This window comes from Halosimplex yunnanense (assembly GCF_054504345.1).
Map to the genome: position 1 here is coordinate 204,467 of NZ_JBTJEL010000034.1, position 13,848 is coordinate 218,314.

Annotated in this window: 16 protein-coding genes; 7 read left to right on the plus strand and 9 right to left on the minus strand. The window is 69.7% G+C overall.

The window, feature by feature from the left end:
- Positions 1-58 precede the first annotated feature (58 nt).
- The 4 genes from AB2U09_RS12355 to AB2U09_RS12370 all read right to left on the minus strand — a co-directional run bounded on the left by AB2U09_RS12355 (position 59) and on the right by AB2U09_RS12370 (position 5,005).
- A complete protein-coding gene (locus tag AB2U09_RS12355) occupies positions 59-1,123 on the minus strand; it encodes an aldo/keto reductase (protein WP_459193028.1) in 1,065 nt (354 codons plus the stop codon).
- Positions 1,124-1,177: 54 nt separating this feature from the next.
- Complete coding sequence (locus AB2U09_RS12360) at positions 1,178-1,432, minus strand: hypothetical protein (RefSeq protein WP_459193029.1); 255 nt, start codon at positions 1,430-1,432, stop codon at positions 1,178-1,180.
- Positions 1,433-1,547: 115 nt separating this feature from the next.
- Positions 1,548-3,842: a CocE/NonD family hydrolase gene (locus tag AB2U09_RS12365; RefSeq protein WP_459193030.1), complete on the minus strand. Its 2,295-nt coding sequence runs from the start codon at positions 3,840-3,842 to the stop codon at positions 1,548-1,550.
- 110 nt (positions 3,843-3,952) lie between these two features.
- On the minus strand, positions 3,953-5,005 hold the full coding sequence (locus AB2U09_RS12370) for a CPBP family intramembrane glutamic endopeptidase (RefSeq protein WP_459193031.1): 1,053 nt from the start codon (positions 5,003-5,005) through the stop codon (positions 3,953-3,955).
- A gap of 180 nt (positions 5,006-5,185) precedes the next feature.
- Between AB2U09_RS12370 and AB2U09_RS12375 the strand changes: the two genes are divergently transcribed.
- A complete protein-coding gene (locus tag AB2U09_RS12375) occupies positions 5,186-6,097 on the plus strand; it encodes an acyltransferase (protein ID WP_459193032.1) in 912 nt (303 codons plus the stop codon).
- Between the two features lie 23 nt (positions 6,098-6,120).
- Here the strand turns inward: AB2U09_RS12375 and AB2U09_RS12380 are convergent, their stop codons facing one another.
- The gene (locus AB2U09_RS12380; protein ID WP_459193033.1) at positions 6,121-7,107 is read right to left on the minus strand and encodes a DUF4097 family beta strand repeat-containing protein; all 987 of its coding nucleotides are present in this window, start codon (positions 7,105-7,107) and stop codon (positions 6,121-6,123) included.
- Positions 7,108-7,216: 109 nt separating this feature from the next.
- On the opposite strand from AB2U09_RS12380, the gene AB2U09_RS12385 reads away from it, so the two are divergent.
- The 6 genes from AB2U09_RS12385 (at position 7,217) to AB2U09_RS12410 (ending at position 10,425) form a co-directional block, all read left to right on the plus strand.
- Entirely contained in the window at positions 7,217-7,525 is a 309-nt protein-coding gene (locus AB2U09_RS12385; RefSeq protein WP_459193034.1) for a DUF7577 domain-containing protein, read from the plus strand.
- 106 nt (positions 7,526-7,631) lie between these two features.
- Positions 7,632-8,318 (plus strand): RAD55 family ATPase, encoded by a 687-nt coding sequence (locus AB2U09_RS12390; protein ID WP_459193035.1) that lies wholly within the window; start codon positions 7,632-7,634, stop codon positions 8,316-8,318.
- A 3-nt stretch (positions 8,319-8,321) separates the two neighbouring features.
- Positions 8,322-8,732 (plus strand): DUF8057 family protein, encoded by a 411-nt coding sequence (locus AB2U09_RS12395; protein WP_459193036.1) that lies wholly within the window; start codon positions 8,322-8,324, stop codon positions 8,730-8,732.
- Between the two features lie 74 nt (positions 8,733-8,806).
- Positions 8,807-9,619: a PHP domain-containing protein gene (locus AB2U09_RS12400; protein ID WP_459193037.1), complete on the plus strand. Its 813-nt coding sequence runs from the start codon at positions 8,807-8,809 to the stop codon at positions 9,617-9,619.
- Between the two features lie 109 nt (positions 9,620-9,728).
- The gene (locus AB2U09_RS12405) at positions 9,729-9,893 is read left to right on the plus strand and encodes a DUF6757 family protein (RefSeq protein ID WP_006882760.1); all 165 of its coding nucleotides are present in this window, start codon (positions 9,729-9,731) and stop codon (positions 9,891-9,893) included.
- Positions 9,894-9,957: 64 nt separating this feature from the next.
- Positions 9,958-10,425, plus strand: a complete 468-nt coding sequence (locus AB2U09_RS12410) for a cupin domain-containing protein (RefSeq protein WP_459193038.1) — start codon at positions 9,958-9,960, stop codon at positions 10,423-10,425.
- Positions 10,426-10,483: 58 nt separating this feature from the next.
- Here the strand turns inward: AB2U09_RS12410 and AB2U09_RS12415 are convergent, their stop codons facing one another.
- The 4 genes from AB2U09_RS12415 to AB2U09_RS12430 all read right to left on the minus strand — a co-directional run bounded on the left by AB2U09_RS12415 (position 10,484) and on the right by AB2U09_RS12430 (position 13,843).
- Entirely contained in the window at positions 10,484-11,473 is a 990-nt protein-coding gene (locus AB2U09_RS12415; RefSeq protein WP_459193039.1) for a phosphotransferase, read from the minus strand.
- Positions 11,474-11,616: 143 nt separating this feature from the next.
- Complete coding sequence (locus AB2U09_RS12420; protein WP_459193040.1) at positions 11,617-12,141, minus strand: hypothetical protein; 525 nt, start codon at positions 12,139-12,141, stop codon at positions 11,617-11,619.
- A 153-nt stretch (positions 12,142-12,294) separates the two neighbouring features.
- Positions 12,295-13,464 carry an acyl-CoA dehydrogenase family protein gene (locus AB2U09_RS12425; protein ID WP_459193041.1) on the minus strand — a complete coding sequence of 390 codons (1,170 nt, stop codon included), beginning with the start codon at positions 13,462-13,464 and terminating at the stop codon, positions 12,295-12,297.
- 73 nt (positions 13,465-13,537) lie between these two features.
- Positions 13,538-13,843 (minus strand): chorismate mutase, encoded by a 306-nt coding sequence (locus AB2U09_RS12430; RefSeq protein WP_459193042.1) that lies wholly within the window; start codon positions 13,841-13,843, stop codon positions 13,538-13,540.
- Between the last annotated feature and the right edge of the window lie 5 nt (positions 13,844-13,848).

Here is a 13,848-nt window from a genome sequence, read left to right on the forward strand (position 1 = left end):
TGAAGACGGCGTCGGGAGGCGGAACGAACCGGGTCAGTAGCGAGTCCGCGACGGCCGCTCAGTCGCCGGCGGCCCGTTTGTCGACGCCGTCCAGATCGTCGCCGCCGACCGACGAGCGCAGCGAGTCCATCCCGTCGTCGCGGTCGACGCCGAAGTTGTTCTGGTACATTTCCTCGACGCGCTCCATCTCCGCGTCGGACAGTGCGGGCGTGTCAGGCGCGGCGGCCCACTCGTCGATGTCGTCGGTCGTGCGGAACGTGGGCGTGACCGACGCAACCTCGTCGTGACCGAGCAGCCACTGGATCGACGCCTGGCCCATCGTGCGGGTCCCCTCGGCGTGGTCGGGGTCTTCGAGGAACCGCAGCGCGTCGACCTTCTCCCAGCCGGTCTCGTACCACTCGTCGGGGCGGTAGGCGCGGTGGTCGTCCTCGCCGAGTTCGGTGTCGGGCGTGACCTGTTCGTTCAGCAGTCCCGAGGAGTGAGGGACGCGCGGGATGACGCTCGTGTCGGCGTCGAGTTCGCGGATCGCTTCGATGGCGTGGCGACCGGGCGTCTGCTCGAAGACGTTGAAGACGAGCTGGACGGCGTCGAAGCCTTCCTCGACGGCCGTCTCGGCCTCGGCGAGCCAGCCGATCGAGGGGCCGAGCGCCCAGCCGACCGAGTCGACGCGGCCCGATTCCTGCAGTTCGTCGAGCGCTTCGAGCACCTCGGCGTCGACCTCGCCGACGTTGGCGTTGTGTAGCATCAGGTGGTCGACGTACTCCATGTCGAGCCGGTCGAGCGAGCGGTCGAGCGCCGTCTCGATCCACTCGGCGTCGACCCGCTTGGGGAGTTCGCCGTGGCCGGCCTGGGGGTTGTTGTAGAAGTCGTAGCCGACCTTCGTCGACACCGTGACTTCGTCGCGGTACTCGCCGAGGGCTTCGCCGACGAGTTCCTCGCTGTCGCCGTGGCCGTACACGTCGCCCGTGTCGAAGAAGGTGATCCCCTGATCGATCGCGTGATGCAGCATGTCGACGGCCTGCTCGCGAGGGCGCTCGCCCCACCAGTCGGTACCGACGACCCACGCACCGAAACCGACCTCGCTGACCTCGACGCCCGAAGAACCGAGTTGGCGCTGATTCATGTCCGCGGATTGGTGGCCGTGGCACTTAGCCGCCGCGGTTGCGACGCGTGGCGCTCAGTCGCTCGCCGTCCGGGGCTGGGCCGGCGCGGCCTCGCCGCGGGAGTAGTACGTCGTGCCGGCGGCGTCCACGCTGCCGGACTCGATGTGTCCCTGCTCTTCGAGGCGCTGCAGGTGCGGCTCCAGCGCGTCGTACGTGACGGTCACGTCCGCCGTGTACGCGAGCCGTCGACGGATCGCGGTCGTGTCCGCCGTCGACTGCTCGTCGAGGAACTCGAGTATCTCGCGCTGGATCGCGTACAGCTGTGTCATTACCGGAACGGTGGAAGCACGGGCATATAAGCACCCGCTGAGTCGGGTCTGAGTAAAGAATTGATCGCGGCCGCTCGGGTCGCGCTCTCCGGTCGTTCGCCTGTCGGCTCGCCGGTCAGTCCTCGCCGTCGGAATCTGCCCGGAGCAGCCCGGCGAGGCTCGCCAGTCCGGCCAGCGCGCCGCCGACGCCAAAGCCCGGCCCGTCGCCGCTCGTCGTCCCGCCCGCCGCCGCGTCGGTCTCGTCGGTCGCCGCCTCCATCGCGGTCGACTTGGGCGTCGATGTGGGCTGGTCGGCCTCCTCGGTCGCGGTCGCTCCGCCGTCCGACGAGTCGCCGTTCGACGCCGCGGTGGCCGGCTCGTCGGTCTCCGGCCGCTCGGTCGTCTGTTCGTCCGTCGGCTCGTCGGTCGCGGTCCCCTCGTCGGGCTCGTCCGTCCCCGTACTGTCACCTACCGCCTGTGCGAGCGCCGACTCGCCGCCGACGACCGGGACGTCGACCGAACTCTCGGCCAGCGACAGTTCGACCGCCCGGTTCCCGGGCGGGTGGAGCGTGAACTCGCGGTCGCTGGCGTAGACGACCACACCGAGCCGCGAGCCCGCCTCGAAGACGTGGTCGGTCGCCTGCAGCGGGAACTCGACCCGGACCGTCCCGTCGTCGGGGAGCGGTGCCGAGTCGCGCAGCGACTCCCGGTAGGCCAGCGGGGTGTCGTACTCGCCGTAGCGCGGGCGATTGAGCGGGTCCGCCCAGCCCCGCGTAACGACTTCGGGGCCACCGTCGGTGTACTCGACGAGGGCGGCGCTGACGACCGTCGGTTCGTCGACCGTCACCGTCAGCGACGGGACGACCCGCCCGCTGACGTGGACCGATTCCGCAAGCGGCGGGGTCTCGTAGCGCAGGCGGTGGTCGGCCTCGGACTCCCGGACCAGCCATCGGAGGAGCGTCGAGGGGTCATCAGTGAACGACTCCGTCGTCTCGCCGGCGTCGTCCAGCGTCAGATCGCCGGCGGTCGACCCGCCACCGCCGAACCGAACGGTCGCCGCTTCGGTGCCGGGGACGGGCCAGGCGTCGTAGGTCTCGGCCGATCCGCCCTGAACCGACTGGCCCTCGTGGATGACCGTCACCGGGTCCTCGTCCATGATCCCGTTGTCATCGCCCTTGAGCCAGTGGGCGAACCACCGGTCGAGGAAGTTCACCCACGCCCGTCCGCCGGGGGAGGTGTGCCCCCCCTCGTGGAGCCACAGGCGCACCGGCACGTCGTGTGCCCGGAGCGTCTCGTACCAGTCGGCGACGTTGTTCGGCTTGACGATTGGGTCGTCGACCGCGTGGGTCAGCAGGACCGCCGCGTCGACGGAGTCGGCCTCCGTGAGGAACGTCCGCTCGTGCCAGAAGTCGTTGTAGTCGCCGGTCTCGCGGTCCTGGCCGTCCTCGACGGCGTCGGTCCAGTGGCCGCAGTCCTCGCGCCGGGCGTTGCTGGCTTGGATCCACGTGCCGAGGTCGGCGATCCCCTCGCCCGCGTCGGGCGTCACGGAGATCGGCGTCCCGTTCGACCGGAAGAGGCCGTACTGGCCGACGTTCGCGGCCTGCGGCACCACGGTTTCGAGCCCGTCGACGCCGGTCGAGGCGACGCCGTTGGCGAGTTCGCCAAGCGCCGAGGCGCCGATGAGCCCCGTCTTCCCGTCGGTCCAGTCGGCCGTGACCTCCGAGCCGCCCTCGGCGGCGTCGTAGGCCGTCGCGCGGCCGTTGAACCAGTCGACGACCGCTTCGAGCGCCGCGACCGTCGGCGGCCCCGCGGCGGTGTAACACCCCGTCGAGCGGTGGGTCCCCAGCGACGAAATGTGAACGACCGCGTACCCCTTCGGGACGTAGCGGCGTTCGAGGTGGCCGGGCGTCGCGAGGCTCCCGGCGGACGGTCGGTGCACCGGGCCGGTGTCTCCGCGCTCTCCTCTGACGACGGCCGCGGTCCCGTCGTCGTCATCCGCGCCGGTGCCGCCGTCGCCGTTCGCCTCGTCTTCGCCGCCGCTCGCGCTGGGCGCGATGGCCCGGTCGTAGTACATCTCCTCGGTCGTGTCGCTGTGGGTCTGTTCACCGTAGTAGGGACTGGCAGCGCCGACGATCGGCACTTGATCGCCGTCTTCGGTCGAGTCGGGACGGGCGACTCGGACGAGGACCCGGTCGGGCGTGTCGTCCTCGTCGGTGTCGACGGGCGTCTCCACCCAGACCTCGTCGCGGACGACCGCGACCCCATCGTACTCCTCGGGCGCGTCGACCCACCACGCACCCGGCAACGCGCCCGCGCTCCCCGCGAGTGCGCCCCCGCCCACGGCCGCGGTGGTCACCCCCGCGAGCAGTCGCCGCCGCGTCGGTGTCGCTACGGTGCGATCGTCGTCTCCCCCGGTCGACGGAGTCGCCATACCGCCGGGGTAGCATCGGGCGACCTATCGTGATTTCGGAATGTAAAATCGAGTGGAACGTACCGATCGATCGTGGGGAAGCGGCGAACGTGACCCGGGCCCGGACGACCCTACTCCCCCGCGGGGTCGTCACCGTCTCCGCTGTCCTCGTTCCCTCCGGTGCCACGGCGGAGGGTCGGCCGCGTGACGGCGGCTGACCACCGGAGCGCGCCCTCACGAAGTCGTACCCACCACGCCAGCGCGGCGACGCCGGCGACGAACGCGACGAGCGCGACGAGACCGCCCTCGGGGCCGAACCCCCCGCCGGTCACGAGCGACGGGCCGGACTGCTCGACGACGAGGACGGTCACGGGCGTCGTGAACCCGCTGACGGGGAAGCCGAACACGGAGGCGATCGAGAAGTTCCACGTGACGTGGAAGCCGAGGGCGACGGCGATCCGATCGGTCAGGAGGACGCTCGCGGCGAGCAGGCCGCCGAACAGTGCGATATTCGGGATCGCTAACGGGGTCACGCCGGGGTTGCTCCCGTGACCGGCCGCGAACGCGAGGCTGGAGAGGACCACTGCGCCCGCGAGCGCACCCCTGCGACCGATCCCGAACCAGCCGTCGAGGCCCTCGGCGGCGTTCGCCAGCAGGTAGCCGCGGAAGAGCAACTCCTCGAAGAGGGCGACGCCGACGAAGAAGACGAAGGTGAGCGCCAGCGCGACCGCGACCGGGACGCTTGAGCCGATGGCGAAAGGGGACTCGGGCCGGATGGCAGTGGTGTCGGTCACCCGCAGGAAGCCGGCCCCCAGCTCGATCGCGAACACCAGCGCCGCGAGCGCGACGCCGAGCGCGAGACCGAACGACAGGTCCGCCCACCACGCGCGGGAGCGATCGAGTCCGAAATCCACGAGCCGGCGGCGGTCGATCAGCCACGCGGCGACGACGATCCCGCCGACGAACCCCACGGTCTGGAGCGTGCGGGCGATGACTGACACGAACGCGGTGACGAGCGGTGGCGCCGTGCCCGGCGCCAGCGCCGCCAGCACGGCTCCGGCGACGGCCCCCCCGATCCCGCCGACGAGCAGGAGTAGCGTCGCGAGCCCGAGCCGCCAGAGCGCGCGCAGTCGGTCCTCGTCGTCGTTCCAGAAGAGGTCGCGCAGTGCGCGAGACTCGGCCATCGTCTATCGGTCGACCGTACGGGGCTTAAGCCTCGTGGACGCCGTCGAGCGATGCCGGGGTTCCCGCCGGTGGGCGTCGCGGTCGCGGCCGACCGGTGCCGCAGGCGCGACCGATCGGCGCCGCGGACGGCGGATGGCCGGTACAGAAACCCCTATTGTCGGCGGGGCCGATCGACGGGTATGACAAAACGCCACGTCTCGCTCCCTCCGGGCGGCGAGGAAGGCATCCACGCGTTCATCGAGGAGGTCGACGAGCGCCTCCGCGGCGACGAGGACACCTGCGACGTGGTCGAGGACGTGCTCGTCGACCTGTTCGGCGACCGCGAGGCCTACGAGCGCTGGCAGTCCGGCGAGTCGGTATCGGCAGCCGAACGGGTGCGGCTTCAGGGCTACGACCCCTGCAACGTCACGCTGGAGAGCGAGTACTACGCCGAAGTCGAAGCCATGGACGACGGCGAGTTCGAGCACACGAAGTACCTCCAGTGGCTCTGGCGCCAGTTCGACGCCACGCCGATGGCCGACAACGTCGAGTTCGCGCTCCGCTTTCGCCGGATGCTCGCCGACCACCTCTTCGCCGAGGTCGGGGAGAACTGCCGTTTCTTCAAGGGCATCACGTTCACCTACGGCCACAACATCTCCGTCGGCGACAACGTCGTCATCCACGACGACGTCCACCTCGACGACCGCGGCATGCTGACCATCGGCGACCGCGTCTCCATCTCCGACGACGCCCACGTCTACAGCCACGACCACGACGTCAACGACCAGACCGCCGTCGACAACTACCACACGATCATCGAGGACGACGTGCGGGTCACCTACGATTCGATGGTCCGCGCGGGCGTCCGTCTGGGCGAGAACTCCGTCCTCGCCGCCAAGTCCATCGCCGGGACGGACGTCCCCGCCCACCACATCGCCGCGGGGACGCCAGCCAGGTCCATCGCCATCAAGGACGGCTGGGAGCCCGTCGCCGACGACCTGGAGGACGCCAACGTCGACCGCCGCGAGGAGCGCAAACTCGACTACGAGCTGCCCAAGTCGCTCAACGTCTTCGACGAGTTCGGCCGCGACCGCCAGCCCCCGGGGCAGTGAGCGCCCGTCGGCGGGTTCCCGTTCTACTCGCCTAACCTGAGCAGCGTCACGTCCCCGTTTGTCGAGCGGAGTTCGAGCGTGTGTTCTGCGGTTTCGCCGTCACTCCCGCTTCCACCCTCTGTGGCGTCCCCTTCGTCGGTTCCGTGCGAGCCACTGTCTGTTTCGTGGGAGTCGCTCTCTGTTCCGTGAGAGTCGCTTTCGGTCCCGTGGGATCCGCTGTCCGTCGCGGTTCCGTGGCCGTCGCCGCTGCTTCCGTCGAGACGGCCTTCGATCCGGCGTTCGGTCGACTCCGAGACCGTCAGCGGGACGCCCGACGTCTCGGCGTCGCCGTTGCTCGTCTGCAGGAGGACGGCCGCCCGCAGGTCGCCGGAGACGGCGGCGGTCACGTCGCCGTTCTGGGACCGGCAAGTCGTGTCGCCGCGGAGCGCGGGCACGTCGACGGTCACGTCACCGTTGGACGTCCGCGCCCCGTCGAGGCCGCCGATCGCGCTCGCGGACAGGTCGCCGTTCGTCGACTCGACGGTGACGAACCCGTCGACGTCGTCGACGTTCACGTCGCCGTTTTTCGACCGGTAGGTCCCGTCGCCGGCGACGCCGTCGGCGCTCACGTCGCCGTTCTCCGAGACGGCTTCGACCACGGGCAGGTCCCCGGGGACGGCGAGGTCGAGTGAGACCGTGACGCTCCCCTGTCGATTCTCGCGCTGCGGGGAGACGACCAGGGTGCCGTCCTCGACGCGGCCCTCGACGGTCACGTTCGCGAGGGCGTCCTCGCCGGCACGGGACTCCTTGTGGATCGTCCCCGTGACGGCGTCGCCGTCGCCGGCCGTGAGAGTCACGTCGCCGGAGTCGGTCCGGACGGCCAGCGCTTCGGCGTCGTCAGGGTCGAACGTCTGCTCGACAGTTTCCGTGTACGGTTCCGTCGAGACGATGCAGCCGGCGACCCCGACTGAGGCGGCGAGGCCGCCGCCTGCGCGGAGGAAGCGTCGGCGCGACGTGTGCGGGGATCCCATTATGCCGGAGTGATACGATCGCCGCGCAAAAACGTGGCGGTCGGACGTGCGCCGGCGGCCGGACCCCGCCGGCCAAACACCCAAGTGCCGTGGCAACGTATAACACGGTATGGAACCCTGGGGTTGGATACTCGTCTACCTCGTCGGGTTCACCCTCTTCCAGCTACTGCTGGTGCGGTACTTCTCGGACGACCAGACGCTGGGGGGCGTTTCCCTGGAGTCGAACGAGGCCTCGCCGCCGCAGGCGGGTGACCGCGGTCGCTCGGTCGGCGATCCGACCCGTCCGGTCGGGGAGGACGGAGACGGGGACGGGAGCGACGAGGAAGCTGACGGCGTCCACTGCCCGCGCTGCGGGACGACCAACGCCGACGAGCAATCCTTTACGTACTGCCGGGAGTGCCTCGCACAACTGCGCTGAGCTCCCGTCCCGCGACCCCGATTCCGGTGGACCGGAATAATGGAACGATTATCAGCCGTGAAAAATAGGGGGTAAAGGTCTATAGCCGGAACGGGCATTCGACTGTATGCGCGTCTCAAGCGGCGTCCCTGGGTTCGACGAGATCGTCCAGGGCGGCCTCCTGAAAGACAGACTCTACGTGGTGAGTGGTCCGCCGGGCAGTGGGAAGACGACCTTCTCCTCGCAGTTCATCACGCAGGGCGCCAAGGCGGGGGAGAACTGCCTCTACGTGACGATGCACGAGACCAAAGAGGAACTCATGCAGGACATGTCGGGCTACGAGTTCGGCTTCGACCAGGTGATGGCCTCCGGGAAGATCCAGTTTCTCAACCTGATGACCGAAAGCGGCAAGCGGACCATCACCCAGTTCGGCACCGAGGGTGGGCTGACGAACCGCATCGTGGCCTTCCTCGAACAGCAGGACATCGACCGCGCCGTGATCGACTCGACGATGCTCCTCCAGCACTTCTTCAACGACGTCTCCGACGAGATCACGGGCTTTCTCTCGGCGCTGAAACAGACCGAGACGACGGTCGTCCTCATCTCCGAGATGACCGACCCCTCCTCGTACGCCGACGAGCACTACCTCGCTCACGGGGTCATCTTCTTCCACAACTACCTCGAATCCGGCGGGATGACCCGCGGGGTGCAGGTGATCAAGATGCGCGGCACCGCCATCGACTGCGACATCCGCGCCATCGACTTCTCCGATAAGGGACTGCGGGTGATGCCGGACAGGAAAGTCGAGGCCTGACCCATGGGACTGTACGACGAGAAGTACGGGACGTCGTGGTCGGCCCTCGACCAGGACGAGGCGACCGAGCGCGCCTACGCGCTGGGGGTCGCCGAATCCCTCGGGGAGTACAACCGCGAGGAGTTCGAGGCCGTCCACGCCGAGCTGGACACGGCCTACGCCAAGAGCATGGTCGAGCTGGCCTTCCGCGAGGGGAAAAACGAGGGCCGCGAGGCCGCGCCCGCCGGCGACGCCGACGAGGAGGCCGTGTGGGACGAACTCGTCGAGGGCGAGGTCGTCACCGTCGACGAGGATGAGGTCCCGACCGGCGGCCGCGACGGCCTCCCGGAGGCGGTCGACAAGTTCGGCGGCATCGAGAAGCCGAACCCCGACGAGATCGACGCGACCGAGCGCCCCGACTTCCTCGACAAGTAGTCGGTTCTCGACGACTCCGCGGCAACGGCTGCGCGGATCGCAACCGGCTTGCCGCCTCGGTGACATGCGGGCGTATGGTCGCCGCGGATCTCCACGTTCACACGACGAACTCAGACGGAACGTTTCGGTGCGACGAAGTCGTGCCCGCGGCGCGAGACGCCGGTCTCGACGCCGTCGCGATCACCGACCACGACCGCCTCCACCCCGACCTCGACGCCCCGGTCGTCGACCGCGACGGCGTCACGCTGATCCACGGGATCGAACTCCGCGTCGACGCCGGCGACCAGCGTGTCGACCTGCTCGGCTACGGCGCCCAGGCCACGGACGCGCTCATCGACGAGATCGACCGCCTCCAGCGCGACCGCGTCGAGCGCGGCCGCGCCATCGTCGAGTGCGTCGAGGACCGCCTCGGCGTCGATCTGGGGATCGACCCCGGACCGGGGCTGGGCCGCCCCGACATCGCCCGGGCCGTCGTCGACAGCGACGCCGACTACGACGCGGTCGAGGCCGTCTTCGACGGGCTCATCGGCGACGACGACCCCTGCTACGTCGCCCGGGACGTCCCCTCGTTCGAGCGCGGCCGGGACCTGCTGAGCGAGGCCTGCGAGTTCGTCGGCCTCGCCCATCCCCTGCGCTACCCTGCCCCCGAAGCGGCGCTCGAACTGGCGTCGGAACTCGACGCTCTCGAAGTCGTCTACCCGTACGGGAGCCGCGGCCACACGGGATCGACCGGCGCCCTCGACGAGGCCGACGTCCGGGAGGTCGCCGAACGCCACGACTGTCTGGTCACCGGCGGGAGCGACGCTCACGACCGCTCGGTCGGCGAAGCCGGGCTCTCCACGGCGGAGTACGAGCGGGTCGCGTCGGCGTTCGGCATCGCCGATTAATTCCCGGCATCCATCTTTTCCCTCGTAGGCACGACACTCTGCGTCGCGGCGTCTGACGCGCGGCATCCGGTGTCGCAGGGTTCAATGCCCCTCGGGTCCAAGCCCGGGTATGCAGTGTCACTACTGCGACCGCGAGGCCGAGATCGCGGTCGAGAAAGACGGCGTCAAGGTCGGGGTCTGCAAGACGCACTTCCGCGAGCAGATGGAAGAGATCGCGGACTCGGACTGGCTCGACGGGATCGAGGAAGACCTGGACATCGACCGCGCCGAGTGACCTCCCGGTCGGTCCGCCCGCTGTCCCCGCGAGACTTTACCGACTCGCGACGCTACCTCCACGCATGAAACGCGTCTCCCGCGACGACTGCGAGCGGCGGATGGGACCGGCCGCCGACAAGCGCGCGCTCTCGACCGCCCTCGGGACCGAGGAACTGGCCCTCAACTACTACGAACTGGAACCCGGCGACAGCTTCGCGTTCGGCTATCACCGCCACCCCGAACAGGAGGAGGTGTTCTACGTCGTCGACGGGACCGCCACGTTCGAGACCGAAGACGGCGAGGTAGCGGTCTCGGCCGGCGAGGCCGTCAGCTTCGCCCCCGGCGAGTGGCAGCGCGGCCGCAACGACGGTGGCGACCGCTGCGTCGCCCTGGCGATGGGTGCGCCCCGCGAGGCGAGCCGAACCGAGATGCTCCGGGAGTGCCCCGACTGCGGCGGCCGCACCGAGAACACGGTGGAGATGGCCGACGACCGCGAGGCGCTCGTCACGCGCTGTACCGACTGCGGCGCCGAGACCGGGCGGTTCACCTGAGTCGAGAAGCGAGCGACAATTTCCGTCGGCCGCCGCGCGATCGGCGCTGACCGTCGCACTACGGGCGCCGGCCACGTATCGAATCGACCGTCTCGGAGATCGCCGCCGCCATCCCGTTCGCCCGGGGACGCTCGTCGGGACCGATCCCCTCGTTCTGCACGTCGAGCGCGACGAAGTACGACGCGAGGTTCAGGAGCCGATAGCCCGCGCGCCGCCGCTTGAACCCGTCGGGGAGCGGCCGGACCGATTCGTAGCCGGCGCGGAACGCCGAAAAGTGCGGCCGCGGCGCGGCGGCGTCCGGCCGCCCGAAGACCGGTATCGCCGTCCGCCAGACATCGTACTCGCCGGGCGCAACGAGCGCGTGCTCGAAGTCGATCAGCGCCGCGAGATCGACGGGGTCGCCGTCCTCGTCGGTCACGAATCCGACGTGGTCGGGAAGGACGTTCCCGTGACAGAGGACGGGCGCGCCGGCGCCGGCGAACAGGTCGGGCCGGTCTTCGACCAGCGCTTGCACTTCGTGGACGGGATCGGCCCACTCGGTTCCGTCGAGGTGGGCTGCGACGGCATCGAGATGGTCTCTGACGACCTCGACCCAGCGGTCGCGGGCGTCGACTGCCAGCCAGCCGCCATCGTCGCCGCCGTCGGCATCGTCGGCGCGAGGGAATCCGGGCCGAACGAACGTTCCACCCGTCGCCTCGTGCAGACTAGCGAGTGCGCTTCCCAGTGCCCCGGCGTAGGCGGCGTCGATCCCCGCTGGTTCGGGGACTGCATCTTCGGCCGGGAGCCCGTCGAGCCACGAGGCGACGAAGTAGCCGTCGCCGGAGGCGAGCACGCTCGGGACCGGCAGGTCGGTGCGGCGGTCGACGTGGTCGACGACACCTGCTTCAGTCTCGGGGTCGGCCGTCGGCCCGCGGGCGACTTTGCAGACGGCCCGGCGGCCGTCGACGCGGACCTCGTAGACGGCGTGGGGAGGCACGTCGTGGATCTGTTCGCGGATCTCGTGGCGCTCGAAGTGAGCGGCGAGCGCGCGGTGGACGTCCTGTGTCATGGATCTCGCCGCGTGACGGGCGGCGACCGGCCGGAGAGTGCCACGGCTCCGGCCGGGGAGAAGACGATCACTGATGGCCGCGGCTCCGGCAAAAGCGTTCTGCCGACTGGTCGCGGTCGATTATCGAGCCAATCGCCGCTCCATCAGGCGTACCGTTCGACGACGTGGTAGAAGCCGAGTCCCGCGACCGCGGGGCCGAGGGTGACGACGAGCGCGAGCGTCAGCCACGCGAGGGCCGCGGCGGCTCCCGAGAGGAAGAGGACGTTGTAGCGGGCGAACCCGCCCGGGGCGACGAAGAGCACGGCGCTGAGGACCATCGCCACGGGCCACCCCAGCGTCGCGTACTCCAGCGTCTCGTCGGCGTCGAGCACCGTCCACCGGTCGAGCAGTTGCCGTCCGATGAGCAGCGGGAACGCCGCCAGCACGAGCGCCGCCGCGGCGGCCACAAGCGCGAACACGAGGCCAGCACTGACGTCGACGAACAGCGCGAGAGCGGTCGCGATGGCCGCGAGGAGCCCGACCGATGCGGCCGCGACGGTGCCGACGGCCATCCCGAACGACTCGCGACGCTTCGAAAGTACCCACGCGACGAACGCGACGACCGGGGACGCGAGCGCGAACCCGAAGTAGACCAGCACCGCCATCGCCCCGACGAACCCGTTTGCCATCGCCGAGTGGTCGCGGGGTTCCCCCATAAGTTCAGGGGGAAGAGCGGGGCAAGGACCGCCACTGACCGTCATCCCACCGACTCCTGCAAACCGATCACTCGAAGGCTGGGATGCCGGTCACTGACCGTCATCCCACCGACTCCTGCCAGCCGATCACTCGAAGGCTGCGATGCCGGTCAGGTCCTCCCCGAGGATCAGCGTGTGGATGTCGTCGGTCCCCTCGTAGGTGTAGACCGTCTCCATGTTCGCGAGGTGGCGCATCGGCGGGTAGTCGGTCGTGATGCCGTTGCCGCCGAGCATCTCGCGGGCGGTCCGGGCGACCTCGCGAGCGGTCCGGACGTTGTTGCGCTTGGCCATCGACACCTGCTGGGGCCGCAGGTCGCCCCGTTCCTTCAGGTCGGCGAGCCGGTGGGCCAGCAACTGCGCGGTCGTGATCTTCGTCGCCATCTCGGCGAGCTTCTCCTGCTGGAGCTGGAACTGTGCGATGGGCCCGCCGAACTGGTCGCGGTCGAGCGCGTACTCGCGAGCCGCCTCGAAGCAGTCCCGCGCGGCGCCGACCGCACCCCACGCGATGCCGTAGCGGGCCTGCGTGAGACACGACAGCGGCCCCTTCATCCCCGAGACATCCGGGAGGACGTTCTCCTCCGGAACCACACAATCCGAGAGGGAGATACCGCCGGTGACCGACGCGCGCATCGAGAGTTTCCCGTCGATGTGGTTCGTCTCGATCCCGTCGCGGTCCGTCTCGACGAGGAACCCGCGGACCGGATTTCCGTCCGCAGAGCAGTCCTTCGCCCACACGAGCGCCACGTCGGCGATGGGAGCGTTCGTGATCCACGTCTTCGACCCGTTCAGGACGTAGCCCTCGCCGTCGTCGGTCCGCTCGGCGCGGGTATCCATCGCGCTCGGGTTCGACCCGTGGTCGGGTTCCGTGAGGCCGAAACAGCCGACCGCGGACCCGTCGGCGAGGTCGGGGAGCCAGCGTTCCTTCTGGGCCTCCGACCCGAACGCGTGGATGGGGTACATGACCAGCGCGCCCTGGACCGAGGCCATCGACCGGACGCCCGAGTCGCCGGCCTCGAGTTCCTGCAACAGCAGGCCGTAGGCGCGCTCGCCGACGTTCGCGGTCGACTCGTGGTCGAGGTTGGGTGCGTAGAATCCCAGATCGCCCATCTCCGGGATCAACTCTTCGGGGAACGTGCCGGCCTCGAAGTGGTCGCCGATGCCCGGGCGGACTTCCTCGTCGACGAACTCCCGCGCCGTGTCCCGGATGAGCCGCTCCTCGTCGGTCAGGTCCGCCCCCAGGTCCACGTAGTCGAGCATGCCGGATCTTGGGGGCCAGCCGTGAAAAACCTCGTCGGCGCTGCGGAAGCGGGCGCCGCCCCTGACGACCAGGTTACTCGCGACCGCCCGACTCGGCGGCCACAGTGGACCGCTCGTGTTCGAGCGACGTCTCGATCAGCAACTCGGCGAGGTCACGGCCCGCCGTCCCGTCGAGGCCGCGCTCCTCGAACAGCGACTCGTGGTGGGATTTGACCGTCTCCTCGCGGCCCTCGTCGACGAGGTCGCGGCCCGCGTCGGCTTTCACCTCCGCCACCGCCTCGGCGGTCTCGACGCGCTCGGCGACCAGGTCGGCGATGGCACCGTCGAGTCTGTCTATCTCTCCCCGCAACTCCGCCAGTTCGTCCGTGTCGTCAGTCATCGGTT

Coding starts and splice junctions, on each gene's coding strand:
- AB2U09_RS12415 (WP_459193039.1), bottom strand. CDS start 11,473: ATGACACAGGACGTCCACCGCGCGCTCGCCGCTCACTTCGAGCGCCAC.
- AB2U09_RS12390 (WP_459193035.1), top strand. CDS start 7,632: ATGCGCGTCTCAAGCGGCGTCCCTGGGTTCGACGAGATCGTCCAGGGC.
- AB2U09_RS12395 (WP_459193036.1), top strand. CDS start 8,322: ATGGGACTGTACGACGAGAAGTACGGGACGTCGTGGTCGGCCCTCGAC.
- AB2U09_RS12360 (WP_459193029.1), bottom strand. CDS start 1,432: ATGACACAGCTGTACGCGATCCAGCGCGAGATACTCGAGTTCCTCGAC.
- AB2U09_RS12355 (WP_459193028.1), bottom strand. CDS start 1,123: ATGAATCAGCGCCAACTCGGTTCTTCGGGCGTCGAGGTCAGCGAGGTC.
- AB2U09_RS12370 (WP_459193031.1), bottom strand. CDS start 5,005: ATGGCCGAGTCTCGCGCACTGCGCGACCTCTTCTGGAACGACGACGAG.
- AB2U09_RS12425 (WP_459193041.1), bottom strand. CDS start 13,464: ATGCTCGACTACGTGGACCTGGGGGCGGACCTGACCGACGAGGAGCGG.
- AB2U09_RS12365 (WP_459193030.1), bottom strand. CDS start 3,842: ATGGCGACTCCGTCGACCGGGGGAGACGACGATCGCACCGTAGCGACA.
- AB2U09_RS12405 (WP_006882760.1), top strand. CDS start 9,729: ATGCAGTGTCACTACTGCGACCGCGAGGCCGAGATCGCGGTCGAGAAA.
- AB2U09_RS12410 (WP_459193038.1), top strand. CDS start 9,958: ATGAAACGCGTCTCCCGCGACGACTGCGAGCGGCGGATGGGACCGGCC.
- AB2U09_RS12400 (WP_459193037.1), top strand. CDS start 8,807: ATGGTCGCCGCGGATCTCCACGTTCACACGACGAACTCAGACGGAACG.
- AB2U09_RS12420 (WP_459193040.1), bottom strand. CDS start 12,141: ATGGCAAACGGGTTCGTCGGGGCGATGGCGGTGCTGGTCTACTTCGGG.
- AB2U09_RS12375 (WP_459193032.1), top strand. CDS start 5,186: ATGACAAAACGCCACGTCTCGCTCCCTCCGGGCGGCGAGGAAGGCATC.
- AB2U09_RS12430 (WP_459193042.1), bottom strand. CDS start 13,843: ATGACTGACGACACGGACGAACTGGCGGAGTTGCGGGGAGAGATAGAC.
- AB2U09_RS12385 (WP_459193034.1), top strand. CDS start 7,217: ATGGAACCCTGGGGTTGGATACTCGTCTACCTCGTCGGGTTCACCCTC.
- AB2U09_RS12380 (WP_459193033.1), bottom strand. CDS start 7,107: ATGGGATCCCCGCACACGTCGCGCCGACGCTTCCTCCGCGCAGGCGGC.